This window comes from Streptomyces sp. SID11385 (assembly GCF_010548245.1).
Lineage (GTDB): Bacteria > Actinomycetota > Actinomycetes > Streptomycetales > Streptomycetaceae > Streptomyces.
This window is the reverse complement of record NZ_JAAGLR010001118.1, coordinates 1-217: the sequence shown is the minus strand read 5'-3', so window position 1 is coordinate 217 and position 217 is coordinate 1. Positions and strand designations below refer to the sequence as shown.

1 pseudogene is annotated in these 217 nt (G+C 77.9%); it reads left to right on the top strand.

From position 1 onward, the window contains the following. Window positions 1-208, top strand: a pseudogene (locus tag G3I42_RS37225) (hypothetical protein); the annotation flags it as partial. Between the last annotated feature and the right edge of the window lie 9 nt (window positions 209-217).

Below are 217 nucleotides of genomic sequence, written 5' to 3'. Positions count from 1 at the left end.
CGGCCCGCCCGGCAGGGGCCCGGGTCCGACAACGGACGGGGGCGTCGGTGCGGGCGCCGGCAACGGCATGACCCGGAACCCGGGCCCGGACGACGGGCTGTCCGCGTCCTGGGAGGCCCGCACCCCCAGCTCACGCGACACGTGCCGGGCGAAGTCCAGCGGGGTCGGATGGTCGAGCAGCGCAGAGGCCCTCACGGCCGTGCCGTAGCGGGCGTTC